This window comes from Streptococcus sp. 29892 (assembly GCF_032594935.1).
Classification (GTDB): domain Bacteria; phylum Bacillota; class Bacilli; order Lactobacillales; family Streptococcaceae; genus Streptococcus; species Streptococcus hyiners.
The window spans coordinates 1,454,467-1,467,935 of record NZ_CP118734.1 but is presented as its reverse complement, the minus strand read 5'-3'; the positions used below and the strand labels follow the sequence as shown (position 1 = coordinate 1,467,935).

At 42.3% G+C, this 13,469-nt stretch carries 16 protein-coding genes; 14 read left to right on the top strand and 2 right to left on the bottom strand.

The window, feature by feature from the left end; translation table 11 throughout:
* Nucleotides 1-11: 11 nt before the first annotated feature.
* Nucleotides 12-380: a DUF3397 domain-containing protein gene (locus PW220_RS07320; protein ID WP_105124608.1), complete on the bottom strand. Its 369-nt coding sequence runs from the start codon at nucleotides 378-380 to the stop codon at nucleotides 12-14.
* Between the two features lie 153 nt (nucleotides 381-533).
* On the opposite strand from PW220_RS07320, the gene rplK reads away from it, so the two are divergent.
* From rplK to PW220_RS07250, 14 genes are all read left to right on the top strand, one after another.
* Nucleotides 534-959: a 50S ribosomal protein L11 gene (gene rplK, locus PW220_RS07315; protein ID WP_105118180.1), complete on the top strand. Its 426-nt coding sequence runs from the start codon at nucleotides 534-536 to the stop codon at nucleotides 957-959.
* Between the two features lie 94 nt (nucleotides 960-1,053).
* Nucleotides 1,054-1,743 carry a 50S ribosomal protein L1 gene (rplA, locus tag PW220_RS07310; RefSeq protein WP_105114539.1) on the top strand — a complete coding sequence of 230 codons (690 nt, stop codon included), beginning with the start codon at nucleotides 1,054-1,056 and terminating at the stop codon, nucleotides 1,741-1,743.
* A gap of 103 nt (nucleotides 1,744-1,846) precedes the next feature.
* Nucleotides 1,847-2,134, top strand: a complete 288-nt coding sequence (locus PW220_RS07305) for a bacteriocin immunity family protein (RefSeq protein WP_105114538.1) — start codon at nucleotides 1,847-1,849, stop codon at nucleotides 2,132-2,134.
* A gap of 9 nt (nucleotides 2,135-2,143) precedes the next feature.
* Nucleotides 2,144-2,440 carry a hypothetical protein gene (locus PW220_RS07300; RefSeq protein WP_248054981.1) on the top strand — a complete coding sequence of 99 codons (297 nt, stop codon included), beginning with the start codon at nucleotides 2,144-2,146 and terminating at the stop codon, nucleotides 2,438-2,440.
* Nucleotides 2,440-3,228 (top strand): glutathione-dependent disulfide-bond oxidoreductase, encoded by a 789-nt coding sequence (gene yghU / locus PW220_RS07295; protein ID WP_248054982.1) that lies wholly within the window; start codon nucleotides 2,440-2,442, stop codon nucleotides 3,226-3,228. The genes PW220_RS07300 and yghU overlap by 1 nt, the downstream gene beginning before the upstream one ends.
* A 250-nt stretch (nucleotides 3,229-3,478) precedes the next feature.
* Nucleotides 3,479-5,119, top strand: coding sequence for a putative polysaccharide biosynthesis protein (locus PW220_RS07290; RefSeq protein ID WP_248054983.1), 1,641 nt, complete (start codon nucleotides 3,479-3,481; stop codon nucleotides 5,117-5,119).
* Nucleotides 5,120-5,225: 106 nt separating this feature from the next.
* Nucleotides 5,226-5,960 carry a UMP kinase gene (pyrH, locus tag PW220_RS07285; RefSeq protein ID WP_172029101.1) on the top strand — a complete coding sequence of 245 codons (735 nt, stop codon included), beginning with the start codon at nucleotides 5,226-5,228 and terminating at the stop codon, nucleotides 5,958-5,960.
* Between the two features lie 34 nt (nucleotides 5,961-5,994).
* Entirely contained in the window at nucleotides 5,995-6,552 is a 558-nt protein-coding gene (frr, locus tag PW220_RS07280) for a ribosome recycling factor (RefSeq protein ID WP_044690115.1), read from the top strand.
* Nucleotides 6,553-6,821: 269 nt separating this feature from the next.
* On the top strand, nucleotides 6,822-7,676 hold the full coding sequence (locus PW220_RS07275; protein ID WP_248043734.1) for a CvfB family protein: 855 nt from the start codon (nucleotides 6,822-6,824) through the stop codon (nucleotides 7,674-7,676).
* Nucleotides 7,677-7,679: 3 nt separating this feature from the next.
* Complete coding sequence (locus PW220_RS07270) at nucleotides 7,680-8,600, top strand: 2-dehydropantoate 2-reductase (protein WP_248054984.1); 921 nt, start codon at nucleotides 7,680-7,682, stop codon at nucleotides 8,598-8,600.
* A gap of 9 nt (nucleotides 8,601-8,609) precedes the next feature.
* On the top strand, nucleotides 8,610-9,068 hold the full coding sequence (locus tag PW220_RS07265; protein ID WP_248054985.1) for a DUF1801 domain-containing protein: 459 nt from the start codon (nucleotides 8,610-8,612) through the stop codon (nucleotides 9,066-9,068).
* A gap of 5 nt (nucleotides 9,069-9,073) precedes the next feature.
* The gene (locus PW220_RS07260) at nucleotides 9,074-9,289 is read left to right on the top strand and encodes a YozE family protein (protein WP_105124615.1); all 216 of its coding nucleotides are present in this window, start codon (nucleotides 9,074-9,076) and stop codon (nucleotides 9,287-9,289) included.
* A 393-nt stretch (nucleotides 9,290-9,682) separates the two neighbouring features.
* Nucleotides 9,683-10,705, top strand: a complete 1,023-nt coding sequence (locus PW220_RS07255; RefSeq protein ID WP_248054986.1) for a PhoH family protein — start codon at nucleotides 9,683-9,685, stop codon at nucleotides 10,703-10,705.
* A gap of 60 nt (nucleotides 10,706-10,765) precedes the next feature.
* Nucleotides 10,766-12,781 carry a M13 family metallopeptidase gene (locus PW220_RS07250; protein WP_248050746.1) on the top strand — a complete coding sequence of 672 codons (2,016 nt, stop codon included), beginning with the start codon at nucleotides 10,766-10,768 and terminating at the stop codon, nucleotides 12,779-12,781.
* Nucleotides 12,782-12,825: 44 nt separating this feature from the next.
* On the opposite strand, the gene PW220_RS07245 is transcribed toward PW220_RS07250, so the two are convergent.
* On the bottom strand, nucleotides 12,826-13,461 hold the full coding sequence (locus tag PW220_RS07245; protein WP_248054987.1) for an MBL fold metallo-hydrolase: 636 nt from the start codon (nucleotides 13,459-13,461) through the stop codon (nucleotides 12,826-12,828).
* Nucleotides 13,462-13,469 lie beyond the last annotated feature (8 nt).

The window sequence follows — 13,469 nt, the reverse complement described above, 5'->3', positions numbered from 1 at the left end:
GGGGCTTTGTTCTAGGATTTGAGTGTCAATACAGCAATGACTAGAGCTAAATACATAAAGAAGGTCAGGATAAAGCTAGCTCTCCAAAATACTTTGAAAAAGCGTTTATAGGAGAACTCTTTTTTCTTGAAGAGGAAGAAGGCGCACAATCCCATGGATAGCAGGGAAAGGGCTAGGAGCAGGTGTGGGAGTAGACTGCTATAGTAAATCCTGTCCGAGATAAGATAAAACTCCAGGCCATAAAGTGGAAAGGCAATATCAGCAAAGTTTCGCCCGTATTTGTGCAGCTTAAAAAACTTGACGGCAATAATGGAAATTGCCAAGGTCAGAAAGATGAAAAGAACTGCAATGATTTTTATAAAGAGGATTGATTCAAACATACTTTCATTCTATAAAAAATGTGAAGAAAAGTAAACATAAAGCTTGCATTTCTTTTAAAATCATGTATAATGAAAAGGTATGTGTAAAACACATATTTGTGGGAGGTAAAAATCTGTAATTACCGCCAAAACCACAATAGGAGGATTTTTAAGATGGCTAAGAAAGTCGAAAAACTTGTAAAACTTCAGATCCCTGCTGGTAAAGCTACTCCAGCTCCACCAGTCGGACCAGCACTTGGTCAAGCAGGTATCAACATCATGGGATTCACTAAGGAATTTAACGCTCGTACAGCTGACCAAGCTGGTATGATCATTCCAGTTGTAATCTCTGTATATGAAGATAAATCATTTGATTTCATCTGTAAGACACCACCAGCTGCTGTTCTTTTGAAAAAAGCTGCAGGTGTTGAAAAAGGTTCAGGTACACCTAACAAAACGAAAGTTGCTTCAGTAACTCGTGCACAAGTACAAGAAATTGCTGAAACAAAAATGCCAGATTTGAACGCTGCTAGCTTGGAAGCTGCAATGCGTATGATCGAAGGTACTGCTCGTTCTATGGGCTTCACTGTTACTGACTAATCAGTAGCAAACCCAAGACCCGCATATCCTCATCGCTTCGATAGGTGACGTGGGAGATGAAAATCGATATGACCACATTACAAGGAGAATAAAAATGGCTAAAAAAAGCAAAAACTTACGTGCTGCTCTTGAGAAAATCGACAGCACAAAACTTTACAGCGTAGAAGAAGCTGTTGCACTTGCAAAAGAAACTAACTTCGCTAAATTTGATGCGTCAGTTGAAGTTGCTTACAACTTGAACATCGACGTTCGTAAAGCAGACCAACAAATCCGTGGTGCAATGGTATTGCCAAACGGTACTGGTAAAACTGCTCGCGTTCTTGTTTTCGCGCGTGGTGCGAAAGCAGAAGAAGCAAAAGCTGCTGGTGCAGACTTTGTTGGTGAAGATGATTTGGTTGCTAAAATCAACGGTGGTTGGTTGGACTTCGACGTTGTTATCGCAACTCCAGATATGATGGCAGTTGTTGGACGTCTTGGTCGTGTACTTGGTCCACGTAACTTGATGCCAAACCCTAAAACTGGTACAGTAACAATGGATGTTGCTAAAGCAGTTGAAGAGTCTAAAGGTGGTAAAATCACTTACCGTGCAGACAAAGCAGGTATCGTACAAGCTCTTATCGGTAAAGTATCATTTGACGCTGACAAACTTGTTGAAAACTTCAAAGCTTTCAACGAAGTAATGGTTAAAGCAAAACCAGCTACAGCTAAAGGTACTTACATGACTTCAGTTTCAATCACAACAACACAAGGTGTTGGTATTAAAGTAGATCCAAACTCACTTTAATCAATAGAAAGATTGTCTTCGGGCAATCTTTTTTTGGCTATCTTGACATACTTATGAAAATACCTTATACTGATATCAGAAAACAAGGATATAGGAGTTTCTTATGAAAAAAGCCAATCGTGAAGAATTTTACTCCCATTTATCAGCCCTTTATCAGTTGTCACCAGAAACTATTTCCCCTGTTTTGCGTGAGAAAATTGTTGAATTTGCTCAGAAACTTGACCAGTCAGACAATCTCTACTTGTTGGCGGATCAGCTTTCCGTGTATGTGAATAGGGAATTGCTTGAGCAGGCTGGAAAAGCACCAAAAGAGCTGCTTGATTTAGCTACTTATATCCAGGAATTGCAGATCAGCCATAGTTTGTATATGGCCCGTTTGGATAGCTTGTAGGAGGAACTTATGAAAAAAGCCAATCGTGAAGAATTTTACTACCATTTATCAGCCCTTTATCAGTTGGCGCCAGAAGCTATTTCACCTGTTTTGCGTGAGAAAATTGTTGAATTTGCCCAGAAACTTGACCAGTCAGACAATCTCTACTTGTTGGCGGATCAGTTATCGGTATTTGTCAATGCTGAATTGACGGGCTTGACCTGGAGAGCACCGAAGGAATTGGTAGAATTGGGACGTTATATCCAAGACTTACAAGTGACCTATAGGCGTTATGTACTAGGAATAGATGATTTGGAGGAAAAATAATGACAGAATACACAAAACCACTGGTTTGGAAGTGGGAAGATGAGAATGACAATCGTTCAGGCAACCGCCCGACTGCAGGTAGTCGATTTGAACAGGCTTTGCCAAAAGGAGATCAGCCTTTCCAAGTTTATTCCTTGGGAACACCTAATGGCATTAAGGTTGCCATTATGCTGGAAGAACTGAGGGAACTGGGGATTTCAGAAGCTGGCTATGACCTCTTTCTCATCAATATCGGTCAAGGGGACCAGTTTGGATCTGACTTTGTTGGGATAAATCCAAACTCAAAAATTCCAGCTATGGTGGACTACTCTGAGAAAGAACCAGTTCGTGTTTTTGAATCCGCCAATATTTTATTTTACTTAGCAGAAAAGTTTAGTGCCTTCTTGCCAAAAGAATGGTCGAAACGTACAGAAGTTCTTAACTGGCTCTTCTGGCAAACTGGCGCCGCTCCCTTTGTTGGAGGTGGTTTTGGGCATTTCTTCCATTACGCTCCGACAGCGCAGGAATATCCTATTAACCGCTACGCCATGGAAACCAAGCGGCAGTTGGATTTGTTGGATCAATTATTGGCGACCAGGGAATACATTGCTGGAAATGACTACACTATCGCAGATATAGCCATCTGGTCCTGGTATGGACGGTTGGCGCAAGGTCAACTCTATCCTGGTTCGGCAGCATTTCTGGATGTCGCCTCTTATAGCCATTTAAATGCCTGGGTGGAAAAAATTGCAGAGCGTCCAGCTGTTCAGAGAGGCCTGGCAGTAACATATACTTCTATAGAAGATTAAAAACCTGTATCCACAGTTCAGCACTTCCATCTAAGGCTAGTTTTTCACTTATTCAGCCTTTGTTAGTATTCCCTAAAAAGCTGCATTGATTAGTGAAAAACGAGCTCTTATCTAAAAGGACTTTACTTGTGAATACAGGTTCTAAGCAGCAGCCCATCTTTTGAGGTGGGTCTTTTGCTTGCTCATATTTTACAATGGTTTGATAAAAGTTTATAATAGAGGAGTTATCTTAAAAGAAAGAAGTTTTATCATGTCTGAACAAACAAAAACGGGCCAATCCCGTGAGCAAGAAACCATGGTGCGAGGCATGGCCTGGCTAACGGCTGGGAATTTTCTCAGTCGTTTGCTGGGTGTTGCCTATGTGATACCTTGGTATATCTGGCTGGGAGAACATCGGGCGGAGGCCAATGCCTTATTTAGTATGGGCTATCAAATTTATGCCAACTTCCTCTTGATTTCTACGGCTGGTTTGCCGACCGCCATTGCTAAACAGGTTGCCAAGTACAATGTATTAGGGAAAGAAGAGGTGTCACTCTATCTGGTTCGGGAATTCTTTAAGCTCATGTTGGTCTTTGGTGCGGTCTTTGCCGGAGCCATGTTTATCAGTTCTCCTTGGCTAGCTGAAGCGTCAGGTTCCAAAGAAAAACTCATTCCAGTCATGTATAGTCTGGTTCCTCCCTTATTCATCTTTCCAGCTATGAGTATCTTACGAGGTTTTTTCCAGGGGCGGCACGATATGAAGCCTTATGCGATCAGTCAATTGGCGGAACAGTTGGTTCGTGTTATTTGGATTTTAGCAGCTACCTTTATTATCATGAAGCTGGGCAATGGGAACTATCTAGACGCAGTAGTACAGTCCACCTTTGCTGCCTTTGTAGGTATGCTGGCAAGTGTAGGAATTCTGGTTTATACTCTCTGGAAACAGGGCTATCTGGGAAAATTACTCCATGCCAAGAAGCAGAACATATCGGTCAATACAGGTCAACTCATCAAAGAAACAGTCAAGGATGCTATTCCGATTATTATTTTGAGTTTGACCATCCAGTTGCTGCAATTTATTGACCAAGTTACCTTTATCAATGTCATGGAAAAGATCACCAGCCTGACCAATTCGGAACTCTTGGAACTCTATTCCTTTATGTCTGCCAATCCCAATAAGATTACCATGATGATTATCGGGATTTCTATCAGTCTGGGCAGTGTAGCTATTCCACTCATTACTGAGAAGTTTGTAAAAAAAGATTTGAAGGCAGCTTCCAATTTGGTGGCGGATAACTTGCAGTTACTCTTTATTTTTACCATTCCAGCCATTGTTGGAACGGTCTTATTGGCTAGACCACTCTACTCAGTCTTCTACGGTCAATCGCAGGATATTGAAATTCAGCTCTTCATTTGGAACCTGGTCATGATTTTACCTCTTGGCCTATATTCTGTTATCAGCGTTGTCATTCAAGCGATTTTTGAAAATCGTCGAGCAGTTATCTATTTTGCGATTGGGATGCTGATAAAAGTGGTCTTGCAGTTGCCGATGATTTATATGTTCCAAGTTTACGGCCCCTTCCTTTCAACCCTGGTCAGTCTTACCGTCATGCTCTATTTATTCTATAAGCGTATTGATGCTGTCTTAGGTGTGGATGAAGGTTTGATTGTGAAAGACATTGTGACAATCAGCTGGATTTCCTTGGTTATGGGTGGCATTGTTTGGTTACATGAATTGCTTCTCAATCACTTATTACCAGCTACTGGTTATCTATCGAGCTTTGTTCATTTGCTCCTTTCGGGAGGGGTGGGCGTATTCGTTTTTGTCATTTTGACCTTGAAGACACGACAGCTGGATCGTTTGATTGGCAGCCGGGCAGACTTGCTCCGTCGCAAACTAAAATTGGCTTAATAAACTCTAGGAAAATCTGGAATGGATTTTCCTTTTTTCGTGGAGATTTTTCTATAAAAAATTTTGATTTTGTGGTAGAATAGTAGGGATAAAAAAGAGGAGAGAGATGATGAAACCTAAATACCAACGTATTCTAATCAAACTATCTGGCGAGGCCTTGGCCGGTGAACGTGGTGTCGGTATTGACATCCAAACGGTTCAAGCAATGGCTAAGGAAATTCAAGAAGTAGCAGAATCAGGTGTTCAAATTGCCCTTGTTATTGGTGGTGGTAACCTTTGGCGTGGTGAACCTGCTGCTGAGGCTGGTATGGATCGTGTGCAGGCAGACTATACTGGTATGCTTGGTACGGTTATGAATGCTCTTGTAATGGCTGATTCCCTTAAACAACTTGGTGTGGATACGCGTGTGCAGACAGCAATTGCTATGCAGTCTGTGGCTGAGCCATATATTCGTGGTCGTGCCTTACGTCACCTTGAAAAAGGTCGGATTGTCATCTTCGGTGCAGGTATCGGTTCACCATACTTCTCAACAGATACAACTGCCGCTCTTCGTGCAGCAGAGATTGAAGCAGATGCAATCTTGATGGCTAAAAACGGTGTGGATGGTGTCTACAATGCCGATCCTAAGAAAGATGCAAATGCGGTTAAATTTAATGAATTAACCCACCGTGAAGTCATCAGCCGTGGCTTGAAAATCATGGATGCAACAGCTTCTACGCTGTCAATGGACAACGATATTGATTTGGTAGTCTTTAACATGAACGAGCCAGGCAATATCAAGCGTGTTGTATTTGGTGAACAAATCGGTACAACGGTTTCTAATTCTACAGAAGAAAAATAAAACATAAAATATAAAATATAAAGAAGGAAGTCTTATGTCAAAAGAAATTATTGCAAAAGCCCAAGAACGCATGAACCAATCGCATCAGAGTTTGGCTCGTGAGTTCAGCCATATCCGTGCTGGTCGTGCTAATGCTAGCTTGTTGGACCGCATTTCAGTAGAATACTACGGTGCTCCAACACCCTTGAACCAATTGGCTGGTATTACCGTTCCAGAAGCGCGTGTTCTCTTGATTACACCATTTGACAAGTCTATCTTGAAGGATATTGAGCGTGCCTTGAACGCATCTGACCTTGGTTTGACACCACAGTCTGATGGTACTGTTATTCGTTTGGTTATTCCTGCCTTGACAGAGGAAACGCGTAAGAACTTGGCAAAAGATGTGAAAAAAGTGGGTGAAAACTCTAAAGTGGCTATCCGAAACATCCGTCGTGATGCTATGGACGAGGCTAAGAAAGCTGAAAAAGCTAAAGAAATCACGGAAGACGATTTGAAAACACTTGAGAAAGACATTCAAAAAGTCACTGACGATGCCATCAAGACTATCGATAAGATGACTGCCGACAAGGAAAAAGAATTGTTGGAAGTTTAATCGATTTCCTTAAATGCAAGTAAATGTCATTGCTAACATGTCTAACGGAAGTGATGATACAATAAACATCTAATGGGGCTGGGCAAAAAGTCTAAAGCCACTTCTCAGAGTTCGTGTCAACATCTCAGCGCAGTGGTTGATTGGCAGATTTGTTCGTGTTTCACACTCGAAATCTGACCTAATCAACTGTGCGGGGGTGGGAACACGAACTCTTTTTTGACTAGTTGAGTTCTTTCCCACTCCCATTTTTAATCAGAAAGAAGAAAATCATGAATGATTTATTAGCACACTATGTGGTTGGTCTTGTGACCGACCAAAATGACCAATTTTACTTTATCCAGAAAGAAGGGCTGACCTTTGCTCTTTCAAAAGATGAAGGAGAGTTCCAACTAGGGCAATCTGTCAAGGGTTTCGCTTATACAGATATGAAACAAAAGCTGCGTTTAACCACTAAAGAAGTGGGAGCAAGCCGGACTAGCTTTGGCTGGGGAACAGTGACTGACGTTCGTAAAGACTTGGGTGTTTTTGTGGACACTGGTTTACCAGACAAGCAGGTGGTTGTTTCCTTGGATATTTTGCCTGAAATCAAGGAGTTGTGGCCTAAAAAAGGTGATCAACTCTATGTTAAGTTGGATGTGGATAAGAAAGACCGTATTTGGGCCCTACCAGCTTTTCAAGAAGATTTCCAAAAGATGGCGGGTCCTGCTTATGATAATATGCAGAACCAAACCCTGCGTGCCATCGTTTACCGTCTGAAGATGACAGGGACCTTTGTCTATCTACCTGATAACAATATGCTTGGATTTATCCATCCTAGTGAACGGTTTGCTGAGCCACGCTTGGGGCAGGTTTTGGAGGCACGGGTGATTGGTTATCGGGCAGTTGACCGGACCTTGAATTTATCACTTAAACCGCGTTCATTTGAGATGTTGGAAAATGATGCTCAGATGATTTTGACTTATCTGGAGAGCAGTGGGGGCTTTATGACCTTGAACGACAAGTCTGCTCCAGAAGACATCAAGGCTACCTTCGGTATTTCCAAGGGACAATTCAAAAAAGCCCTGGGTGGTTTGATGAAAGCTGGGAAGGTCAAACAAGACGAGTTTGGAACGGAGTTGGTGTAATCAATGAGAGTATATATCGCTGGTAGTGGTGCCATGGGTTGTCGTTTTGGCTATCAGTTATCAAAGACAAAGCATGAAGTGATTTTGTTGGATAATTGGGATGCTCATATCGAATCGATTCGTGAAAATGGTCTGAAGGTGACGGGAGATTTTGATGATGTCGTCCAGCTCCCTATTATGAAGCCGACTGAGGCGACGGAAGTTGCTGACTTGATCATCCTCTTAACCAAGGCGGACCAGCTGCCAAAAATGTTGCAGGATATTAAGGGGATCATTGGTGAAAAGACTAAGGTTCTTAGCCTCTTGAATGGACTTGGACATGCGACCACCATGCGCCGTTATGTGCCTGATGAGAGTATTATGGTCGGTGTAACGATTTGGTTGGCTGGTCTTAAGGGGCCGGGGCACGCGCATTTGCAAGGTCCTGGTTCTATCTCTGTGCAGAATATGGTTGGTGATGGTCAGTCAGTTGCTGATATGATTGCTATGTTTAATGAGGCTGGTTTAAATGCAACTTATGATGACCACGTCATCAATGCCATTTGGCAAAAGGCCTGTGTCAATGGCACCATGAATCCGACTTGTACAATCTTGAATTGCACCATTGGAGAACTCTTTGGAACAGAGGGGGGGCTAAATTTGGTGCAAGGAATTTTCAAGGAATTCATCGCCGTTGCCAAATCAGAAACCGATGGAATTGATGAAGAGGCTATTTGGAAGTATATCATTGATGCTTCTAAAAAAGCATCTAATCACTATCCATCTATGCATCAGGATTTGGTGCAAAATGGTCGTAAGACTGAAATTGATTACCTGAATGGCGCTGTTGTTTTTAAAGGCAAACGTGCAGGTATTCCAACTCCTTATTGCCAAATGATTACAGAGATGGTTCATGCCAAGGAAGCCATGCTTGGGTTGAGATAGGAGCTTATCATGTTGATTGAAGTGGAAACGATAGAAGAATACATGGCCGCCCTGCCAGACAATCGCAGAGAGGCAGTTGAAAGGCTTCATCAGGTGATTGTTGAGCATTTGCCTGCTGGTTTTGAGGTTGGTGTGCTGGGTGGAATGATCAATTATTACGTCCCTCTGTCAGCCTATCCAAATGGTTATCATTGTACACCTGGAGAACCATTACCTTTCTTGGCCTTGGCCTCACAAAAGGCTCATATTGCCCTCTATCATATGGGAATTTATATGGATAAGGAATTGAATGACTGGTTTGTAGAAAAGTATCAGGAACAGGTTCTGACCAAATTGGATATGGGTAAGTCCTGCGTTCGCATGAAAAATCCAAAGAATATTCCTTTTGAATTGATTGGCCAATTGGTGAGTAAGATGTCTATGGAGCGTTATATTACCCTCTACGAAGAAAATCATATTAGAAAGTAAGAGTTGTGAGAAGAAGTTTTTATTCTTGGTTGATGACCCAACGCAATCCTAAGAGCAATGAGCCTGTTGCAATTTTAGCAGATTATGCTTTTGAGGAAGTTGATTTTCCTAAGCAATCAGATAATTTTGATGAGGTCAGTCGTTTTTTGGAAGAATCTGCTAGCTTTGCTTTTTCCATGTCAGACTTTGATGCCATTTGGGAAGAGTATTTGGGACATTGATGATGTGAATATGTGAGAGTAGTTGTAAAAGTGCAACTGCTCTTTTTGATAAACAGCTTAAAGATGAACAAGAATATTTTTTCAAGCCATATACTTGCATTTTTCGGGGGGGGGGGGGTAAAATAAATATTCAGGATGAACGTCGTCCTGGTATAGCTGCTAATATTTTGTAGAGGATAATGTCGTTACTTATATACAAAAGAGGCAGCTAAATAACTGGAAACCAAACTTTCCTTCCTTTCTTTATTATTCTACACCCCAGATAGAAATTTTAAGTTTGGTCTTTCTCAAACAGTGAATATCGCCATATTCACTGTTTTTCTTTTACATCGAAAATTCAGTTGTTGGAAAATTTTGGTATAATAATAGAAAAGCTACCAAAGGAGAAGTTTCTTGCAAGAACATTCAATTGATATTCACCTAAAACACCCAGATGATTTGTTTAGTCTTTTTGGTTCTAATGAGCGTCATTTGCGATTGATGGAACAGGAATTGGGCGTGGTGATCCATGCACGAACAGAAAAAGTCCAAGTGATTGGGCAAGAAGACCATGTAGAACAGGCCCGTCTTGTTATCCAGTCCCTTCTTGTCTTGGTCAATCGGGGCTTGGTCATTAATACGCCAGATGTGGTCACGGCTATTTCCATGGTCAAAAATGACGAGATTGAGAAATTCGTTGCCCTCTACGAAGAAGAGATTATCAAGGACAACTACGGCAAACCCATTCGCGTAAAGACCCTTGGTCAAAAACTCTACGTGGACAGCGTAAAGCGTCATGACATCGTGTTTGGAATTGGACCAGCTGGTACAGGGAAGACCTTTTTGGCGGTTACTCTAGCTGTAACAGCCCTCAAGCGGGGCCAGGTCAAGCGGATTGTCCTGACCCGTCCTGCGGTAGAAGCAGGCGAAAGTTTAGGTTTTTTGCCAGGGGACTTAAAAGAAAAAGTAGACCCCTATTTGCGTCCTGTCTATGATGCCCTCTACCAGATTTTGGGCAAGGAGCAGACCACGCGCCTAATGGAGCGCGAGATTATCGAGATTGCACCGCTGGCCTATATGCGCGGTAGGACGCTGGAAGACGCCTTTGTCATCTTGGATGAGGCGCAAAATACTACCATTATGCAGATGAAGATGTTCCTGACCCGTCTGGGCTTTAATTCCAAGATGATTGTCAATGGGGATATTAGTCAGATTGACCTGCCGCGCAAGGTTAAGTCGGGCTTGATTGATGCGACGGAGAAATTGAGCAAAATTCCGCAGATTGATTTCGTGCATTTTTCAGCCAAGGATGTGGTCCGCCATCCAGTCGTTGCCCAGATTATTAACGCTTACGAGCAGGAGGTGCTGGCTGCGGATGGTCGGGCAAGTTTTGAGACGATTGGGGAGTTGAGGAAAGAGAAAGATGCGGAGGAGTAATTATTTTCTGCATCTTTTCCTGTCGAAATAGTTTGTGGAAAACAAGTGAAGGAGTGACGCGTGATAAAACAAGGTCTACTTAGATTGGTTTTGCTTGGTTTTGTCTGTCTCTTAGCTGCCTGCGGTGGTCAGAAAATAGGAGATGACCAAACACAAGTTGAAAAAGCAGAACCGACTATCCAAACTAATTTTTATCAAGCTATAAATAGGGACTGGTTAAATGGTGGCTGGTTATCAAGTGGCACACCATTCTACAATGAGTTTACAAGATTGCAAATGGAAGTAGATGAGCAATTAAAATCGGATTTTGACAAAATGGTAGCTGGTCAGCTAGAGCCTCAGTCGGAGGATTTAGTAGAATTTATCAAGTTGTATCAGCAAGGTCTTGATTTTACCAAAAGGGAAGAAGATGGTGTCAGAGTAGCTAGAATGATACTGGATGAAATGATGGGAATTGCTTCGTTTTCCGAGCTGAAATCGCTTAGCCAAGATTGGATTCGTAAGGACTATCCATTGCCCTATGGTCTTGATGTGATTGCCAATCCACGAAACACATCTGAAAGAATGCTAATTTTGCTACCACCTCAGACGATTCTACCTGATAAGTCCTACTATGAAGACAGGACTGTTCGTGAGAAACTCATGGATTCTTACCGTATATCTGCGAGACATATTTTGGAAAAATGTGGCTACTCAGACGGGGAGGCTACTGCTTTGGTTGAAGGTGCCATTGCTTTTGACAATCGACTCGTTGACACTCTACCAGCTAGTGAGAATGTGCATAGTGATTGGGGGCCTGTGAACGCAGAAGAACTTAGATCATTCTCAGAGGTCAAAAACTACTCTCCAGCTTTATCGATTGGAGAACAATTAGTAGGACTGGTGGGCTTGGAACCGGAGGAAGTTTATGTTTCTAATCCAAGCTATTTTGAACAATTATCCCAATTTATCAAGGAAGAAAATTTCTCAGAATATCGATCATGGGCTTTGGTTAGCCAAGCAATGAAGTTAGCTCCCTATTTGACTGGGGAAATCATGCAGACAGCAGGGAGATTTCATGCAGAAGTCCAAGGAGTTTCAGCCTCCTATCCAAATGATTACATGACTTATCTGGATGTGACTGGAATTTTCAAGGAAAGCTTGGGTGTTTATTATGGTCATAACTATGCCGATGAAACGGACTTACTTGCCATTCAGGAAATGGCTGAGGCAATCTCTAGTACCTATCAGGAAAGGATTCTAGCCAATGATTGGCTCAGTCAAACCACCAAGCAAGCCGCAATTAAAAAATTAGAAAATATCACTTATCATATCGGTTATCCAAGGGAGTTGAGCGACTGGACCAAGTCATTAAAGGTGCGTGAAGACTTGTCTTATATTGAAAATGTTTTGGCTATTACGATTCAAGCTAGAACAGGAGTTTTCGAGCGTTATAGTCAGCCAATAGATAGACAAACTTGGGCTAGCAATGTATCGGCAAGTGAAGTAACAGCCGCCTACGCTCCTAGTCAGAATGCTATTTATATTCCGGCGGCTATTTTACAAGCTCCCTATTATGACAAAAATCAATCTGTAGCCGAGAATTATGGTGGGATTGGCAAAATTATCGCTCATGAGTTTGTTCATGCCTTTGATGCCACAGGAGCAAATTTTGATGAGACTGGTAGTCTAAAAGACTGGTGGACAGAGCGAGATAGACTAGCGTTTGAAGAAAAAAATCAAGCCCTAGTAGACTTGTTTGATGGTCTGGAAGTTTATGGTGGTAGAGTAGATGGTCATTTAACCTTGTCTGAAAATCTTGCGGATTTGGGAGGAATACAGATTGCCTTGGCTACGCTCAAAGAAGAAGAACCGTCAGCTAATCTAAAAGAATTTTTTGAGCACTATGCCCGTAGCCGTCGAGAAATGGTTGCGGTTGATTATGGCCGTTATCAACTTCAGGTAGACACACATTCTCCTGAGGAATTTCGGGTCAATCTCCAATTACAGCAAATGGATGATTTTTATAAAGTCTACCATATTCAAGAAGGTGACCCAATGTATAGGGCACCCGAAGAGAGACTGGTTATGTGGTAAATTAAAACCTGCCTGGTTTAATCTGAACTAGGCAGGTTTTCTTGTCATCTAAAAAATGGATTGAAGTTTTTTTCGTGTCCAACGCTGGTATTTTGACCATGTCCAGGATGGACGGTGTAGTGGTTTGGCAGGGTGAAGATGTGTTCTCGGATACCCGCAATCAAGTCATCAAAGTTGCTGGTTGGTAGGTCTGTGCGTCCAATCGTTTCACGGAATAGAGCATCTCCAGTGACAACGGCTTCCGCTTCTGGAAAGATAAAGGATACACCACCGATGGAGTGGCCCGGTGTTGGCACAACCTTGAAATGGAAACCGTCAAACTGATAGTCTTCTTGGTATTGGAAGATGTTTTCAGCAGGTCGGCAGACCACATTTTCCATATCATCATGACGAGGTAGACCTGATAGATTCATCTCTGGTGTGTAGAGCCAGCTAGCCTCGCTTTCAGCCACATAGACAGGCGGGAAATTGTAGGTCTCACGCAGGATGTCCAAACTCATAATATGATCGTAATGGGTGTGGGTCAAGAGAATGGCCGCAATTGGTTTACCAATTTTTTCAATAGTGGCTTGGATTTTAGCCCAGTCGCTTCCTGGGTCAACGACAAGCAGGTGGCTATCATTTTCAATATAGTAGGTATTTTGAAAGGCAACAGGGTTGACAGATTTGTGGATAATCATCATATTTC